Here is a 15,476-nt window from a genome sequence, read left to right as displayed (position 1 = left end):
GTGGAGTTGTTTAGTAATGACGAATGCTGTTGTTGGACGTCTACTACTTTTTATTTTGCTGAATAGCCCGTTGCCCTTATGGGCTAAATTGCAGGTTGTTACGGAACTTTCTCCACCCAATCAAACCATAGAAAACCACCAAGTTGCAGGTTCAAGTACCGATCTGGTCAAAGCGATTTTAAAAGCAGCTGAACTCGAGGGACAGTTTTCTATTTACCCTTGGGCTAGAGCTTTTAAATTAGCGCAGCATGACAAACATACCTTGATTTATAGCATCGCAAAGACCCCCGCGAGAGAAGACAGCTTTCATTGGATTGGCCCCGTTGCTGTGTTTCATTTAGGGTTTGTTACCAATCGCTATCGTGAGGACATAAAAATTCAATCACTTGAGGATGCCAGGCAATACAAAATAGCAGTTCAGCGTGGTGATATCGCCGAAGGCACACTTAAAGCACTCGGGTTTAACTTTGTTCAAACCAGCGACATCGAAAAGTCATATGAATTACTCGTCACAAACCGTGTTGATTTAGTGATTGATGACCCGCGTTATATCAAAACCATGGCCTCGGAGCTTAACCTTCCAGCCGACCACTTTACCTTTTTATACGATGTGGAAGCACTCTCGGTAAAAGGTTACCTTGCAACGAACAACCAGCTTCCGTTAGCGATCGTTGAGAGACTACGTAGTGCATTTACTAAGATAAGTAAAACAGAAGCTTACCGACGCGTTTTAGAGCTGTAGCTAAACCCAATTGCTTTAGTTCAAAATACTCTCACGTATCTTGGTTTGTGTAGGTAGCAATTAACCATCGATGCTTTTCACAATACCAATACCAATACCAATACCAATACCAATACCAATACCAATACCAATACCAATACCAATACCAATACCAATACCAAGCAAGTAGCTCATCTTATAAAAAAGAGATAACATTTCAGCCTAAACCTGCCGATTACAGTAACGATTAGAAAGGAAAAACAGTGATTGAACGAATTGACACCAAACAACGAATGAGCCGTATTGTAAAACACAATGGTACTGTTTATTTATGTGGCCAAGTGTGTAAAGACGCAGAACAAGGAATTAAGGAACAAACTGAAACCATGCTTGAGAAAGTTGATGAGCTACTTATTCAAGCAGGCAGCGACCGCAAACACATTCTTTCTGCAACAATTTATATTAAAGACATGAAATATTTTGCAGAAATGAACGAGGTATGGGATGCATGGGTGCCTGAAGGTTATGCACCAGCTCGCGCTTGCGTAGAAGCGAGCATGGCCCGTGATGCATTGCTTGTTGAAATTTCGGTGGTTGCTGCAGAAATCTAGTCTAAAAAATATAAGCCTAGTTTAGACAAGGCTGACTGTTAATCTGTCAGATTTGGTTTTTAGATATTGATCAAATTTGACAGCCGTATTTGACGCAGCAGTGTCAGGTGGTAATGATACCACCTAAAGTAGTGTCCGGATTTATTGAACCACAACAGTGGGTGTCTTTGGTTTATTGTTATGGCGCTGAACTCAAAGCTAGTTCTTGTATGTCAATTAGGTCAACTTCCCTACCCAATATTCGCTTATACTCTACGAGATGATGTACTGGAATAACTGGCAGTTCGATGTCTTGATAGTATTTTACCACTGACTCTGAAAAGTGGATTTCAAGCTCATGCCAAGAGCCATCTAGAGCCGACTGTATCTTCGTATTTTGAGATAAACCGATTTCAATTTTCTGATTTTGGTAAACCAACTGGAAATACTCTAGATCCCAACCGAACTCTGCATAATGACTTAACGGTTTAGATATGAACTGCGATACGCGAGCTAAGACCTTATTTGCGTCGGAGTTGTGGATATAAAGGTCTATATCAGCGATTTCACGACTGCCACCATGAATCGTTGCAGCTAGCCCACCGACAATTTGATACTCAACACCCTCAGAATCCAAGAGTTCTTTGAGCCATTTCAAGGCTACTTTCACTTTATTACTCATCTAATTCCCTTAGCTGAATTTTGCCCTGCGCCATAACGCCCAATTAAGGTGTGAAGCACGCATCCACAATACTCAACTTGCCCCCCGTAAACACTAAACCAGACCCAAACAAAAAACGCCAAGCGTGCTGAATCACTCTTAAATTGTTTGTGTACGCCCGACATGGGCATTAACTAATGAGGTGAAAGTCCTCTGTAGGAAGATCACCGTTTAAATAACTGATTGTTATTAAACGATAACTACTAGCGAATGGCAAGTGCAAATCCGCGAGGGTTTGCATGGAGGAAGCCGCTAGCAAAATTGCGAGCTGATGAACAAAAACATCATACCAGGCGTAGGCTGAAGACGAGTTAGCACAAGATAACGAAGTCACGTGATCTAACGGCCACCGTAAATGATGCAGTTGTGCAATGAAAGTTAATGTTCTTATTCGGGGAGAGCTGGATGACATGCGGCCTGCGCTATCGCTGCGGAAAATACCAGTAAGTGGCTGGTCAATCAACCCCTTGGCGTTGCTATTTGGTTGCGAAATAGTCTACGAGCGAAACCACTGCAACACCCACCGATACGCACGCAGCGCAATTTAGAGCAATTTATTTTGTGATTATCCAGCAGTCAGCAGAAGGCATAGTAGCCAAACACCCATCGTAATGGATGGGACACGGTGAAGGCCTGAACATTTAACCGAAGGAATACTTCATGTCTTACTTACATAGCTATACGCCACAGCCCTGTGGTTCTGATATGCAGCGTAATGCAGTGCAATCAACCTTCAACTTTGATTTATTCGGACACGTTTTATCAAACGATAACCTTCAACGCGCATGGAAGCAGGTTAAAGCCAACAAAGGCGCAGCGGGTGTGGATGGTATGAAAATAGCCCAATTTATCGACTGGGCAAAACAACACTGGCAACAGTGCAAAGCTCAACTCGAAAATGGGACTTATCGTCCTCAGCCGGTCAAACGCGTTGAAATTGATAAACCCGATGGTGGAAAACGACAACTCGGAATACCCACCGTGGTCGACCGAGTTATCCAGCAAGCCATTACTCAGGTTTTATCGCCCATCATTGATAACACATTTTCAGATAACAGCTTTGGTTTTCGTCCTAATCGTAACGGCCAACAAGCTGTGAAGCAAGTTCAACAAATCATTAAATCTAAACGCAATATTGCGGTAGATGTCGATTTGTCAAAGTTCTTTGACCGAGTCAATCACGACTTATTAATGCGAAATTTATCACGTCATGTCAAAGATAAACGCTTGCTCAAACTCATTGGCCGTTATTTGAGAGCTGGAATTGATGACAATGGCACGCTAATTCCGAGTTTAGAAGGAGTACCGCAAGGCGGCCCTCTTTCTCCTTTATTATCCAACATTATGTTGGATGATTTAGACAAAGAATTGGAGCAACGAGGTCACCAATTTGCCCGTTACGCTGATGATTTTATAATCTTAGTAAAATCAAAACGTGCGGGCGAACGTGTACTTGCCAGCGTTACTCGGTTCCTTGAAACTAAACTCAAATTGCTTGTTAACACGGATAAAAGTCAGGTGGTTAAAACCACACAAAGTAAATTCTTAGGGTTTACCTTTAAACGTGGTGCAATCAAATGGCATGACAAAACCCTGCATAAATTTAAGCGACAGGTGCGCATTCTAACTAACCGTAATTGGGGCGTGAGCATGCAATATCAGTTGTTTAAATTAAGCCAATATCTAAGCGGATGGATCAATTATTTTGGTATTGCAAACGCATACCAGCAATGTGTTGACCTAGACCACTGGATAAGGCGCAGGATCAGGATGTGTTACTGGCGACAATGGCGAAAACCGAGAACTAAAGTGAGAAACCTGATGAAGCGTGGAGTTCATGTGCAAGCAGCCGTTGCCTGTGGCATCACAAGTAAAGGGCCTTGGCGCAGCTCCAAAACACCCGGTATTCAACAGGCTTTAAGCTTAAATTATCTGAAAAACGAGGGACTATATTCACTCAGAGACGGATGGATAAAAGTACATTACCCAAACGGGTAATCTGTTAGATGAAACGCCCTGTGCGGACCCGCATGCAGGGTGTTGTGGGGGCTGAGGGCTAGATACCCTCGGCTACCCGATTATGTCACAAACTGCCAAATTGAGTATTTTCATCAATTTGCCAATCCTCAAAATAATCAGCAGTAATCGGTTCTTTTGTATTTCCCCAACCAGTATAGGCACCTCTCAAGTTTGTACCTTTAAAAGTGGCACCCTCATACCAAAACTCACTAAAATCAGTGTTCCTCATATCAGCACCATCAAATTTTGTACAGATTCCGTTTGCATCTACAAGCAAAGCTCCATAGAGATTTGTATTGGTAAAATCAGAAAGTACCATTTCAGCACCAGTAAAGTTTGCTGATGATATATTAGCGCCATTAAAAGAAAGTCCGTTTAAGTTGAAATCGACAAAATCAGAAGAAGAAAAATTTGCACCAGCACTGTTAATAGGCTCTATATCAATGTTTGATTTTACTAGCGACAATAACATTTGAGCCCTTTCTGGACTGAGGTTTCTACCTGTTAGATCGCTGTTATTATTATCTCCTGCTAGTCTATGTACTTTTTCCACGTCCAAGTATGCATATGGCTTAAAAGATAAACTTAATGCGATTGCTCTACCTGATAAGGTAGGTGGCAATACATAATAAGTATTGTTTACTGTGGGTGGAATATAGTAATCAACACTCACATAATCACGAGGAGAACAATCTAAGCCGCTTGTTTGCCTTGTAACTTTGTCAAATTTTTCAATATTTTGATTAATTTGATCAAATATTGCAGTGAGCTCGAAAACCATACTTGATCGTCTAGTTGCTTCAACAATTACATTTTGTGTTTGAATTAACTTATTTTGTTCTTTAATCAAAGTATTTGATTGATATGCAACCCAAACCCCCAGAAATGAAACAGCCCCCATTCCAACTACCGCAGCATTAGCTGGAGTAAATAGTCTCCAAACGAGGGCTTTAACAGCTGCTATTCGTCTACTATCAGACTTTTCATATTTTCTTCGTGTTTCAATTACATTGAGAATTACCGGAATAAGTCGATGTTCTTGTTCTATTAATCGGGCTTCAATTTGAATTTCTTTTTCATCATCCATAACTATATACCTACGCTCGACTTAATAAGTGACATAACGCTCCAATAACCGGCTGGCGTACGCCAGTCCGGCGCCGTAGGCGCGTAGTTGATTGGCTTGTTAAGTTTTGCTTGCGCGATTAGCCCAATAATCGTGAACAAAGTTAAATTCATTAACCCAGCAAGATAATGTGTCAGACGTATCTCTACCTAACGACTGGGCCAATTCAAAGAAGCCTGGCCCAGGCTGCATATCCCCGGATTTATGAACTACAATTGCAGTCAACATCCCTCGACCTTCTGCATCTTCCTCAGAGCTAATCTCACCTAGCATATGGAACATTCTTGGATCGTGCGCCTCAATGGCAATTGCACTAATTTGAGCCGCCAATTCGGAGTAAGCAATACGCCCCTTTCTACGAGCGACACCCACTAAAACATCCTTTGCCTGCTCCTTAGCCTTATCCCAATCGGCTCCTTCGTAACCATGATCGTTTAACATAGAACTCCAATCTCTAAGAAAACTTAACAGCTTATTAGCATGAATTCCTGAATATCTCACTTATCCACAAGAGAAATGAATACAACATTCAAGCTAACTTTATTTAATATTTTTAGTAAGTTACCAGCCAAACTTTGTCATTTCAACATGCAAATTACCTGAAAAAACGAGTTGGGACTTATCCGAGCCACAAATTGGCTCGCTAAGAACAAGTTGCAAATAGCTAACATATTAAAAATACTCAGTTTTAAATGGCACTTACGAGATATCCGAGCCTTTTAATTTCTCGTTATTGATCTTTTCTTAAAACATTAGGCAGCTTACCTTGCAATTTTGTTACCTGTCACTTATAACTGTATAAATAAACAGTGAACAAAGGATTCAAAATGCCTAGATCACCATTTTTAGAGTCTGTTAGGCTAGAGCTTAGAACAAAACGCTATAGCATCAGAACAGAGAAGTCCTACCTATTTTGGATTAAGTCCTACATTTTGTTTAATGATAAAAAGCACCCTGAGCAAATGGGCAATCAAGAAGTTGAGCGTTTTTTAAACCACCTTGCGGTCAACAAGCAAGTTAGTAGCGCAACGCAAAACCAAGCGTTGTGTGCCCTTATTTTTTTATATCGCTATGTGATACAGCGGGAAATTCAAGGGTTAAAATACACGCTAACTAAAAAAGAGCAAGCAATCCCATGTGTACTAACTCATGAAGAGGCAATGATGATTATCTCTAAGCTACATGGCAAGTATCAATTAGTCGCATCTCTTCTTTATGGTTGTGGGCTCAGAATAAACGAAGCCTTACACCTGAGAATAAAAGATATCAACTTTACTAATAGCACTCTATTTGTATTTAGAGGAAAGGGCAAAAAAGACCGATATACGCTGCTGCCCAAGTCATTGCATTCGCAATTAACGGCGCAAATCGAATATGCAACCATGGTACATCAGCAAGATATAAAAGCGGGCTTTGGTTTTACATCTTTGCCTGTATCTCTTATCAAAAAATATAAAAATGCAGCTAAAGATCTTTCATGGCAGTACCTTTTTCCTTCCACTACTCGCTGTCAGCACCCCCATGATGGCTATATTTGCCGGCATCACATACACGAAACCGCTTTTAGAAAACAGCTAAGGAGCGTCGTTAAGCAATGCAATATCCCAAAACAAGTTAAAGCTCATACTTTCCGACACACGTTTGCAACACAACTATTAATCAACGGAACCGATATCAGAACTGTTAAGGAGCTTTTGGGCCACACTGATATTCGTACAACTGAAAGATATACTCATGTTATTGGCACAAGATTTGGCACCACCCTCAGCCCACTGGAGCAACTTTAAAACTTCATAACCTTCAATCACTTATCCACTTAAGTATTTGCTTTTTTCACAAATTTCGCCGTAACCATCATTTCACCTACGCCATCAACCTTGCAGTCAAGTTCGTGGTCTTTTTTATCCAGCACACGCCTTACCAAAGCCTTGGTGCCAATCTTAATGACTTGTGAGCTGCCTTTAATCTTAAGATCTTTAATCACAGTGACTTTATCGCCATCAGCTAATAGTGTGCCGTTGGCATCTTTTACTTGAATGTCGTCCTCGGTAGCAGTCGCGTTAGGATCCCATTCGTAAGCACATTCAGGGCATATTAGCTGACTTTGATCTTGATAAACATATTCAGAATTGCACTTGGGGCAAGCAGGTAAAGACATAATTAACTGTATCACTTTTTAGGCTGTGTATCATGGACATATGATACTGTAAAAGTGAGTGGAGCGTCCTCTATATTCTTCTTTAACTCGCTATTGAATTCAGAACAGCTACCCAAAATGTTGCGGCACGATAATTGCTCAATTATTGATCTATATTTCATCATATAAAGGATTACCTATGCTTGTTAGCCAAACCCAGGAGGTTGGATCACCAGAAACTTATAGCACAGCCATAGCCCGCATCAACCAAAAGAGGCTGAAGCAGTACAGAAAGACACCCGAGTCTCCATTAGCCAAACCGCAAACTGTGCCGAACATAATTGGCAAACTATTGCCTCTAACTACAACGTTCACAACATTTCAGCTGCGGAAGTACGGGCTATATCCCGAGAACTATTCGAAGGAGGATTTATTGATTCAGGCCAAATGATGGCTATCGGCGCGCCAATATCAATAACTGAAAATCCTCACGAAAAAATCAATTTACTTGGTGATATGAAGCGTACATTTGAAATCTCAGCAGCTAGCGGCGGGCTCAATAAAACATCGCGAGAGATTTATGCTTCGGCGATCAATACGCTTGAACATCTCGCCAAGACACACAGAAATACAATGCTAATTTGAGGGGTTAATCTGTCTAGCCGCGCTATACAAGCTTGTTCATTATTCACTCAACCCGAGGGAGCAAATAGCAAAATTTTAGGCACAAAAAAAGCAAGCCTTAGCTTGCTTTTTCTTCATCAATTAAGCGATTAAAGCTTAACGATGTTCTCAGCTTGAGGACCTTTCTGGCCGTCAGTAACTGTGAATTCTACTCTCTCGCCTTCAGCAAGTGTACGGAAACCGTCACCTTTGATTGCGCTGAAGTGTGCGAACACGTCAGGGCCATTTTCTTGAGCGATGAAACCAAAACCTTTAGACTCGTTAAACCACTTAACGGTACCTGTAAGAGTGTTAGACATAATACTAATCCTGATATAAAAACAAAAACCAATGCTGCGCATTGATGAGCTATGCCCATGTGGGCGCATAGACCTAAATTTGTAGAGTGGATAAAACTTCAGGACGGTACTACTACAAGCAAACACTTATACAACAACGTAATGGAGATTTTAAAACACTGACTCAAATTCTGTCTATGAACATCATATAGGGATTCCGCCCTAAGTCAATGTATTTTTAATCATCAATATGACTTGCTAATGACAAATATCAATATTTTTTTCACGGCTTTTTCAACACCCTATTTTTTAAACACATTATTCCCCTAACCCTGTGTAAATAATAGAGATTGCAATAAAATATTCATAAAGCTAGAGAGGCTTTTTTGACTCTAATTCCCGAATTAATTGCACCACTTGCTCGACAACCACTTGCGGGGCATTCATAGGTACCGTGTGGTCACTCCCCTTGGCTATAATTAGCTCAGAATCACAATGTGATGCCAACGCTTCTTGTCCTTCTCGCCATGCTTTAACATCGCGCTGAGTTGGATCAAATGGTCTTTGGGCAACGATAACACGACACGGTATATGATCAGGTGCTTGATGCGCCCGAACACTCGCAACGGTTTCACTTAGCGCTTGAGTTTCCCGGCGCAGAGCTTCACCGAAGGTATTTTCTGGCAGAGTACTCAAGGGTTTTAGTAGCTTATCCTGCGCTAAGGCATGGGTTTTATCGATGAAGTAAACGGTCACAGGGTCAACATATAACAAGCCTGCAACTTGATCTGGATAATAGGTGATGTAGTTTTGCATTACATAGTATGCGTATGAATGACCGACATAAATAAATGGCGGCCGAATATCAAGTGTTCTCAACACTTCACGAAGATTACGATTATCCGTATCAATACTATAAGCTCTGCGGCTAAGCTCGCTTTTGCCATAACCTTCACGGTTATAGGCCACCAATGCATTGGGTACTTGCTGCGCGAGACCCATCATTACTGGTGTCCAATAAATGGCAGGCGCTGCAGAGCCACTTTCAAAAACAACGGCAGGTTCATTGCCCGCAACATGATAAACCTGCAAAGATACTTTGTTCGCAACCACGATGTGCTCTTGAATATCGCGTTCAAGTGCAATCTGTGCATAAGCACTATTAACGAACAACAACCCCAATAAAGTTAGCGTGCGATACATATCGTTTCCTTGATATCTATAGTTCGACTCTAAAGTTAGCAGCTAGATGCACCATAAGCTAATGACATTTTTGCTGCATCTCCCCCTTTATTTAAACAAAGTAAAAGCGGCGCTTAAAACTCAAATTCCAATGCGAGTCTAAAGCTATGATCTTTGCCGGATTGGCTGATCTCCGAAATAAAACCCGCTTCCCATTTCAGCTGTTTTTGACCTTCGAATCGATGCAATCCGATAAACCCCGGACCAACACCAAAAAAGTCTTCTCCGACATAGACTTCAATTGCAGGCTGAAAAGCACTATACAAGCGGTAGCGCAGTTGCGCTCTAAACTCAGATTCCCACTCATCCTCAATGTCCTTACCCCACTCCCTCACCAAAAATGCATTCATGGTAAGGCTCGTGCGGCCAAATTCCTTCTCAAATAAAAACCCTGCGGTTGCTTCATAGGCATCGAGTTTATGGCGTTTTTCAAGCTCGAACAACATGCCTATATCCGCCCAGTAGCGCCCTTGCTCTACAAATTGCCACCGCGACTCTAGCTCGTAAGCTGCCAAGTCAAAATTGCCCTCATCGTCACGCTCACCTATTGCGTAACCTTCGATGGTCATTGTCTCGGTGAGGCTCCAACCAAGTCCTAAACGCTGTGCCAACACATTCCCTTGCTCGGTTTGGCGAGATAGTAGTCGCCACTCCAACTCACGTTCAAGCGGTAAAACGTATGGATGATAAACTTTGTCCACCACCATACCATCCGCTTTTGCACTAAACGCTACAATCCCAAAGAAACTCACCAGCAGCGCGAGTAAAACATTATTTCGCATGCGCTGTTCTCCAATATGTACATCCCAAGAACGTAATCAACGCGCCTCCAAACCCTGCAAGCGTCGCAGCATTTGGTGTTGCTTCATACCCCACTAATACTCTTAGCACTCGACCAACAACACTGTGTTCGTCCACAATTTGTCGCAAGTCAATTTCAAGTCTGGCGGCACTAATTAAGTCCACTTGAAGCGCCAAGTCCAATGCAATCGACACCTTACTCGCACCGTGTAAAGCCAATAACAATAGCAACAACCAAGGTAAGTGCTTACTCTTCAACCAATCAAGGAAAAAGAAGAGTAGAATAGAAAAGCTCAAACAGATCCCCACACCGAGCGAGGTGCCAATAGCGAGGGTTTGACCATCCGCTGGCTTTGAGTAAGAGAACGCAAAGCTTGCCAAATGGTGCAAATACAGTACCACGGCTAATCCAAAGGCCAAGGCAGCAAGTGCCGTACGTCCGGTGCGTTTTGTTGCAATCATTAAGCAAAATAAACTGAGTAGCAGTCCTATTTGCAATAACTCGAACCCGCGATAATCAAAACTCGAGGCTATTTCTCCACCCAAAAACCATATGCCAAAACAGCCGACTAGCCCCGCACTCAACGCGATGAGTGTCGTTTTAAGTGGTAGAGCAGCATTGGTACATTGTGCTAATAGTACCCAAAGTACAGTTACTGGTAATAATTGGTTCACGCTCACTACCACCGCATTAAGAAGCATTGTTTGGATCCTTCACGATAACGATACCTTGTGCTGTATTTGGTGAAAATTCACCAAAAAAACTATATTCACCGGGTGCTAGCGGGCCGATATAAATCACACTTTTACGGTTTGGAAAGAGCACTTTTTCACGATTAAGATCAAAACTGTCAAACTCTTCAACCTGAGGGTCTTGATTTTCGATGATGAGCTTTACTTTACGATTTGCCGGAACCTCAACTTGTGCAGGTGTAAACAAATGATTTTTAAGAATAATGGTATAACTTTCTTCCGCCCACAAGGCGAAACTACAGGTCGCCAAAGGTAAACCAAGCGCGAAAGACAGCGAAGAGACCTTAGTCCTTAGCATCCAGCCCCCTCGGTAAATTTACACAAACTCTAAGCCCACCTAAATGACTGCGAGCAAAAGAGATATCTGCATGATAAATTGCAATTATATGATTGACTATCGCCATTCCTAAACCTGCCCCTTTTTCCCCTGAAGGGTGTTTATCTCCACCAACGCGATAAAATCTGTCAAAAATTCGTTCTATTTCCGCATCCGACATACCACAACCCGAATCATCGATTTGCCATACAACCCGCTGCGCATGCTGCTGAATTTTTACTTCTATGTCACCTTCAATTGGCGTGTATTTAATAGCATTACCAATTAGATTAGAAAATAATGTGGTTAATGTGAACTCACAGCCCTCTATGGTCGCTTCTGACGCTTCTAAGCTGATATTTTGTGATTTTTGTTCAATTCTCGGGTAACAGTTAGCAATCAAGTCTTGAGTTAATACCACTAAGTCTTGCTGCGCAAATTGCTTATGCCACAGTTCTGGCTCTGTACGCGCTAACGTCAGCATTTGCTCAACCACATGGTTTAGCTGCTCAAGCCCTTTTGACATAGCAATGGCACTGGGATGCTTAGTATCGTGCGTTAAATTATGCAGGTGGATTTTTAAGCTTGCGATCGGCGTTTTTAACTCATGAGCGGCATCGGAAGCAAAATAACGCTCTTTAAGATACGCGACTTCAACTTTTTGAAAGAGGTCATTTAGCGTCGCGATAACGATTGCCACTTCCGCTTTGTCGCTTTGCACTGCCAGCTGCGTAAAGTCTTTGGGGTTACGTCGTCTAAGCTCTCTAGAAAGATCTCGTAAAGGCTTTAACGCCGTATAAATAATCCATGCGATAAACACCGCAAGAAACGGCATGATCACCACCAATGGCGTCATTGCGGAGACAATCATGCCTTCAGCAAGGGCAAAGCGCTTTTGTACCGGCTCAGCCACCAGTATTTGCCTTTCGCCAAACGCTTCACTGAAAGTTCTGAGTCTAGTTGCGCCCACATTTTGGGTGCTAAACCCAGCATGATATTTAAGCTTATTTTTGTACTTAGCAAGTAGCTCACTGCCCGCAACAACTTGATTGTGCTCAAGGACTAAAAAGTAAAATGCGTTGTTACCCGCACTACTGGGCAAGGTAGTCGCAGTAACTTGAGTATTAACGAGTGTTGCGATGGACTCTAAATGGCTGTCTAATTGTGCTTGTGCCATCGCCATGCTGGAATGATAACCCCGTAGCAGGGCCATGGATGCAGTCAGCACCAAAGCTGACACTAAAATTAGGGTCAACTTTCTCGTTATTGAAGCACCTCCAAGCGAGCTTCTCGTGCCCACTAAGCCCCCTTGCCAACCACGTAGCCAATGCCACGCAGCGTTTTGATAAATCCGTCGGGCATTTTCTTGCGGAGGTGGTGAATATGCACCTCAATAGCATTAGAGCCCAAAGCTTCTCCCCAATCATAGAGCTTAGATTCTAACTGAGTTTTAGACAGCACACGGCCGCTGTTTTCCATCAGCGCCTTGAGTAGCATATATTCTTTACGAGGTAATTCTTGAGCGCTACCACTTACAAGCACCTCGTGACTGGCAAGATCTAACACGACATCGTTGCAGCTCAAGGTGCTGCTCACTTGTTTGGTGAAGCGTCGACCAATCACCCGTAAACGCGCAAACAGTTCTTTTGGCTCAAACGGCTTAGCCAAATAGTCATCAGCCCCTAAATCCAGCCCTGCAATTTTATCATCAAGACTATTTCTCGCCGTTAGAATGAGCACAGCGGTTTGCGATTTGGTTTTTTTTAGCGCCCTGAGTACCGCTAAACCATCTCCGTCGGGTAGACCTAGGTCAAGCACCACCAGCTCAAATTCACCAGATTCAACAAAACTGATTGCTTGTCTTTGCGTCGACGCATGCTCAATGGCATACCCTTCTTTTTTGAGTGATGCGATGAGCCCCTGTGCCAGTAGCTCATCGTCCTCTACAAGTAATAGCCTCATTTATTCCTTCTTTTTAGCTTTTTTTCGACTTTAGCCAGTAGCTGTGCCACTTCTTCTTGACGGTATTCATCGGCTTTTTCTCTACCCGGACGGCTTGGCGCATTCTGCGCTTTTTTTAAGTGCGCAAGTGCGGCACTATAATCACGTTCGTCATATAAAAACTGTGCATAGAAATAGTTTACATCAATTCCTGCCGGATTGATCGCTAATGATTCTTGGAACAGCTTTTTCGCCTTTTTATCGCTGCCAAACCCAATTGGCCAGCCTGGGACCTGAGCATAGAGCGTGCCTAAACTCGTTAATGCAGAACCAGACAGTGCGTTTTTATCAAGTTCAATGGCTTTTTCGAATGAGGCTTTTGCATCTTTGGCAAGACCAAGCGCCCCCAAGCCACCTTTCGCTCCTGCAAAGCTCGACTGCACAATACCACGCCAGATGTAAGCTTCAGCGCGATCTGGATATTGTTCAACAAATGCCACGCACTGCTTAACCAGCTCTTCAAATGCTTTTTCTTGGGCATCGCCTTCGGTTTCATAATTTACCGTTGCCCATTTAGTTTGGACTTGGCTAAGATCATCGTCAAATGCTGCCCAAGCACCTTGACTGAATACCAGTAATGTTGCTGAAGCTAACAAGGTTTTTAGTGCGTTCATCGTAATGACTCCTTAGTGGAAAAAATGGTTTGGATGGTTTTCACTTTTTTGATTAATGCGTTATCAACAAGCTCTGGTAGCAAGCCATTGAGTCTCGCAAAAAATCGTTCAGGAAAACCAATGGCAGCACGTTTGGTGTTGCTATGGAGCAATTTCATAAAGGCTTGTGCGACGACCTCTGGCGAGTCCATCTGATTGCCGAGTGCATGGTTTACAGCTGTCGCGCGGTCGTCATTCATTTCAGTTGTGGTTGCGCGTGGCGCGAGATATTTAACCGCTACTTGGTTATCGAGCTCCCGCGTCAGTGCCTCTGTAAAACCACGCAAACCGAACTTGCTTGCGCAATAACTGCTTTGATATGGAAAGCCGATAGAGCCAAACGCTGAACCTAGGTTAACTATGGTGCCATGACTTGAGATCAGTTGTGGTAAACAGGCTTGACTAACTAGCATGGGCGCCAATAAATTCGTCTCCATCTGCTTTTTTAAGTCAGTTGGTAAAATTTCAGCAAACCCAGCCATGGTGTTAATGCCCGCGTTGTTGACGAGTAAGTCAACCCCACCCATAGTCGCCGCTTTTCTCGCGATTTGTGTCGCAGCGTCCTCAGCGGTGATATCCAAAGCAAGATAATCGTGTTCTCCGGATAACCCCGCTATCACCTGCTTTAATTTTTCGCTGTCTCGACCAATCAGCAAACAACGCCAATTATGCATGGCCAACTGTTTACTAATGGCCCGACCGATCCCCCGAGATCCCCCGGTGATAACGGCAAGTTTTGTTGCTTTCATCAACCTACCTCCGCAAATTCAACACCTGCAGGCACCGCTTCAATATTGCGGAATATGTCGCCGTACAAGCGATAAAACTGTTTAGCGCTGTGAATAATGATCGCTTGCTCTTTTTCACAGCTGATCTTGTTCATCAGCCCTGCAAAAAAGTCAATATGCTCAACATCTAACGCGCCATGAGATGTTAAATAGGAAAATGCGCTACGAGGCAGACCAAGTTTCTTCGCAATTTGACGAGCTGCATCATCGGCAAGTGCGATGGAAGTGCCCTCAAGCACATTAACCATGCCAAAAAAGCTCAATGGATGTTTACGAGCGATACTGTCGTACGCATAAGACACCATCATTTCAGTTGCGAAGCTTGGCATGCTATGACGTATTACTTCTTTATCCACACCACAGGCGGCAATATCATTAAGGATCCACTCTTGGTGTCCCATTTCTTCTTCGATGTAATGCCCTATCGCTTCTCGCAACCATTCTTTACTGTCATCTAGTCTTGCGCCACACGCCATAAGGAGTGGTACTGTGTGCTTTACGTGATGAAACGCCTGCTGTAAAAATGAAACGTATTGACCTTTGGTGATCTGACCATGAAAAACATCATGAATAATGGGTGCGCTTAGAAGATATTGGCGCGCTTGTTCCGTTTCGGATTGTAGGGTTTGGTAAAAGTTACTCATTG

Annotated in this window: 19 protein-coding genes; 4 read left to right on the top strand and 15 right to left on the bottom strand. The window is 42.9% G+C overall.

Going from position 1 to position 15,476, the window contains the following annotated elements:
* Positions 1-16: 16 nt before the first annotated feature.
* Positions 17-742, top strand: coding sequence for a substrate-binding periplasmic protein (locus L1271_RS22290; RefSeq protein ID WP_010603815.1), 726 nt, complete (start codon positions 17-19; stop codon positions 740-742).
* Positions 743-802: 60 nt separating this feature from the next.
* On the opposite strand, the gene L1271_RS24785 is transcribed toward L1271_RS22290, so the two are convergent.
* The gene (locus L1271_RS24785; RefSeq protein ID WP_268831051.1) at positions 803-937 is read right to left on the bottom strand and encodes a hypothetical protein; all 135 of its coding nucleotides are present in this window, start codon (positions 935-937) and stop codon (positions 803-805) included.
* Positions 938-984: 47 nt separating this feature from the next.
* Between L1271_RS24785 and L1271_RS22285 the strand changes: the two genes are divergently transcribed.
* Positions 985-1,332 (top strand): RidA family protein, encoded by a 348-nt coding sequence (locus L1271_RS22285; protein ID WP_235368831.1) that lies wholly within the window; start codon positions 985-987, stop codon positions 1,330-1,332.
* 178 nt (positions 1,333-1,510) lie between these two features.
* On the opposite strand, the gene L1271_RS22280 is transcribed toward L1271_RS22285, so the two are convergent.
* Positions 1,511-1,993, bottom strand: a complete 483-nt coding sequence (locus tag L1271_RS22280) for a hypothetical protein (protein ID WP_206472590.1) — start codon at positions 1,991-1,993, stop codon at positions 1,511-1,513.
* 699 nt (positions 1,994-2,692) lie between these two features.
* On the opposite strand from L1271_RS22280, the gene ltrA reads away from it, so the two are divergent.
* The gene (gene ltrA / locus L1271_RS22275; RefSeq protein ID WP_235368830.1) at positions 2,693-4,030 is read left to right on the top strand and encodes a group II intron reverse transcriptase/maturase; all 1,338 of its coding nucleotides are present in this window, start codon (positions 2,693-2,695) and stop codon (positions 4,028-4,030) included.
* 85 nt (positions 4,031-4,115) lie between these two features.
* Here ltrA and L1271_RS22270 read toward each other — a convergent pair whose 3' ends face one another.
* Both L1271_RS22270 and L1271_RS22265 read right to left on the bottom strand, forming a co-directional pair.
* On the bottom strand, positions 4,116-5,138 hold the full coding sequence (locus L1271_RS22270; protein ID WP_235368829.1) for a pentapeptide repeat-containing protein: 1,023 nt from the start codon (positions 5,136-5,138) through the stop codon (positions 4,116-4,118).
* Between the two features lie 99 nt (positions 5,139-5,237).
* Complete coding sequence (locus L1271_RS22265) at positions 5,238-5,618, bottom strand: hypothetical protein (protein ID WP_208222202.1); 381 nt, start codon at positions 5,616-5,618, stop codon at positions 5,238-5,240.
* A gap of 386 nt (positions 5,619-6,004) precedes the next feature.
* Between L1271_RS22265 and L1271_RS22260 the strand changes: the two genes are divergently transcribed.
* Positions 6,005-6,964 (top strand): integron integrase, encoded by a 960-nt coding sequence (locus L1271_RS22260; RefSeq protein WP_235368828.1) that lies wholly within the window; start codon positions 6,005-6,007, stop codon positions 6,962-6,964.
* Positions 6,965-6,993: 29 nt separating this feature from the next.
* Here the strand turns inward: L1271_RS22260 and L1271_RS22255 are convergent, their stop codons facing one another.
* The 11 genes from L1271_RS22255 to L1271_RS22205 form a co-directional block, all read right to left on the bottom strand.
* Positions 6,994-7,335: a zinc ribbon domain-containing protein YjdM gene (locus L1271_RS22255; RefSeq protein WP_017217750.1), complete on the bottom strand. Its 342-nt coding sequence runs from the start codon at positions 7,333-7,335 to the stop codon at positions 6,994-6,996.
* A 752-nt stretch (positions 7,336-8,087) separates the two neighbouring features.
* Positions 8,088-8,297, bottom strand: a complete 210-nt coding sequence (locus L1271_RS22250) for a cold-shock protein (RefSeq protein ID WP_010603820.1) — start codon at positions 8,295-8,297, stop codon at positions 8,088-8,090.
* 351 nt (positions 8,298-8,648) lie between these two features.
* Complete coding sequence (locus tag L1271_RS22245; RefSeq protein ID WP_102058327.1) at positions 8,649-9,479, bottom strand: alpha/beta fold hydrolase; 831 nt, start codon at positions 9,477-9,479, stop codon at positions 8,649-8,651.
* Between the two features lie 113 nt (positions 9,480-9,592).
* A complete protein-coding gene (locus tag L1271_RS22240; protein ID WP_235368827.1) occupies positions 9,593-10,300 on the bottom strand; it encodes a hypothetical protein in 708 nt (235 codons plus the stop codon).
* Positions 10,290-11,021: a hypothetical protein gene (locus tag L1271_RS22235; protein ID WP_102058325.1), complete on the bottom strand. Its 732-nt coding sequence runs from the start codon at positions 11,019-11,021 to the stop codon at positions 10,290-10,292. The genes L1271_RS22240 and L1271_RS22235 overlap by 11 nt, the downstream gene beginning before the upstream one ends.
* A complete protein-coding gene (locus L1271_RS22230) occupies positions 11,011-11,370 on the bottom strand; it encodes a cupredoxin domain-containing protein (protein ID WP_102058324.1) in 360 nt (119 codons plus the stop codon). Before L1271_RS22230 ends, L1271_RS22235 begins: the two co-directional genes overlap by 11 nt.
* Positions 11,357-12,688: an ATP-binding protein gene (locus L1271_RS22225; RefSeq protein ID WP_235368826.1), complete on the bottom strand. Its 1,332-nt coding sequence runs from the start codon at positions 12,686-12,688 to the stop codon at positions 11,357-11,359. The genes L1271_RS22230 and L1271_RS22225 overlap by 14 nt, the downstream gene beginning before the upstream one ends.
* A complete protein-coding gene (locus L1271_RS22220; RefSeq protein WP_235368825.1) occupies positions 12,688-13,350 on the bottom strand; it encodes a response regulator in 663 nt (220 codons plus the stop codon). Before L1271_RS22220 ends, L1271_RS22225 begins: the two co-directional genes overlap by 1 nt.
* Positions 13,347-14,003 (bottom strand): tetratricopeptide repeat protein, encoded by a 657-nt coding sequence (locus tag L1271_RS22215; protein ID WP_010603827.1) that lies wholly within the window; start codon positions 14,001-14,003, stop codon positions 13,347-13,349. Before L1271_RS22215 ends, L1271_RS22220 begins: the two co-directional genes overlap by 4 nt.
* Positions 14,000-14,791 (bottom strand): SDR family oxidoreductase, encoded by a 792-nt coding sequence (locus L1271_RS22210; protein WP_102058321.1) that lies wholly within the window; start codon positions 14,789-14,791, stop codon positions 14,000-14,002. Before L1271_RS22210 ends, L1271_RS22215 begins: the two co-directional genes overlap by 4 nt.
* Positions 14,791-15,474: a TenA family transcriptional regulator gene (locus L1271_RS22205; RefSeq protein ID WP_102058320.1), complete on the bottom strand. Its 684-nt coding sequence runs from the start codon at positions 15,472-15,474 to the stop codon at positions 14,791-14,793. The genes L1271_RS22210 and L1271_RS22205 overlap by 1 nt, the downstream gene beginning before the upstream one ends.
* Between the last annotated feature and the right edge of the window lie 2 nt (positions 15,475-15,476).

Origin of the sequence: Pseudoalteromonas sp. OF5H-5 (genome assembly GCF_021530695.1) — a bacterium.
Lineage (GTDB): Bacteria > Pseudomonadota > Gammaproteobacteria > Enterobacterales > Alteromonadaceae > Pseudoalteromonas.
Note: the sequence above shows the minus strand (reverse complement) of the source record. Positions and strands in the feature narration are given on the sequence as shown.